The organism is Pelagirhabdus alkalitolerans (genome assembly GCF_900096905.1).
GTDB classification, from domain to species: Bacteria; Bacillota; Bacilli; order Bacillales; family Amphibacillaceae; genus Pelagirhabdus; species Pelagirhabdus alkalitolerans.
The window spans coordinates 1-1,536 of sequence record NZ_FMYI01000020.1 but is presented as its reverse complement, the minus strand read 5'-3'; the positions used below and the strand labels follow the sequence as shown (position 1 = coordinate 1,536).

At 41.3% G+C, this 1,536-nt stretch carries 1 protein-coding gene; it reads left to right on the top strand.

Going from position 1 to position 1,536, the window contains the following annotated elements:
• Positions 1-129 precede the first annotated feature (129 nt).
• Entirely contained in the window at positions 130-1,458 is a 1,329-nt protein-coding gene (locus BLR62_RS12290) for an ISL3 family transposase (protein WP_090797420.1), read from the top strand.
• Positions 1,459-1,536 lie beyond the last annotated feature (78 nt).

The window sequence follows — 1,536 nt, the reverse complement described above, 5'->3', positions numbered from 1 at the left end:
GGTTGTACAATTAATGACGTTGGTGAGATAAAAAACTCACTAACGTCATTTTTCGTTTGAATATAGAAAACAAGTGAGTTTCCCTGTAGAATAAAAGTCGACGAAAACCAATCCTAGGAGGGAACTCACTTGTCTATTTCAAATGATATAAGAAAACTGCTTGATATTCAAGATCAAAACATCGATTTCGAAGAAAATTGTGTACATGATGGGACGTTTAAAGGGAAGCCATGTAAGTTTGTCAACGCGCGGTTGACGTATGAACCCGCTTATTGTCCGAAATGTGATGCCCCAAAAGAGGGCGCATCGATTTATAAAAACGGTCATCAAAAGTCCAGAATCACACTCCCAATGGCCGGTACTTGCGCTACCTATTTAGTATTGAACAAACAGCGCTTTATGTGTCGGGCTTGTCAACGCTCGTTCACGGCGAAAACGCCGATTGTCACACCGCATGCCTTTATCACGAATACGGTTAAAGCACAGATTCTCATGAAAGCAGCAGAGGCTCAGTCCATTACGGCAATCGCAAACGATTGCCAAGTGTCTCACACGACGGTCCAACGAGTGATTAACGAAGAAGCCAAACGCTTTAAACAACAAAACAAAAAGCTTCCACACCATTTATCATTTGATGAGTTTAAGTATGCCAAAGGTCGAATGGCTTTTGAGTACATTAATGTCGAAACCGGTGAGCTTTTAGATATTCTTGAAGCCCGCACGTCGCGTGCGATCAAAGATCACTTTAGGACGCACTATCAGTTGAAGGATCGCCGACGCGTTGAAACAGTCACCATTGATATGAATGCGGGCTACGTCTCGGTCATTCAAGCGCTATTCCCAAATGCGAAGATCATTATTGATCGCTTCCATTTGGTTCAATTGATCAGTCGAGCGATGAATAAAACACGCATCCAAGTGATGAACCGATTCAAAACCTCGAACAATGAAGATATGAAGAAGTACCGTCGACTGAAAGCGTACTGGAAGCTTTTACTCAAAAAAGCATCTGATGTGTCGATGACGACCTATAAGTATTATCGCTTGTTTGGTCAACGCTTAGAGAGCGCGATTATCGATGAGCTCCTGAGCTACGATGACACGTTACGTGTCAATTATGTGCTTTATCAAAACCTTTTACGCGCCATGGATCAGCAGGATCACCAAGCCCTGGAACAATTATTAACTCAACCGTGTCTACAAGCGACATCAACACATTTACGAACAAGTATGAAAACACTCAGGAAGCACTTGCCTTACATTAAACATAGCTTTGATTACACGTATAGTAACGGCCGGATTGAAGGCATGAACAATAAAATCAAAGTATTGAATCGTGTGGCATATGGTTACCGTAATTTCACAAACTATAAGAACCGTATCCTTTTATACTTTAAGCTCAAACCTGTTTCACCTTCAGTGCCTAAACAAAAGAAAACACGTTTCATAGCAGCTTAGCGCTCCTACAAAACGTGTTTAGATTCTTATAAAATATATCGACTCATATTCTTCACCAACGTCAATTGACAAAGAACC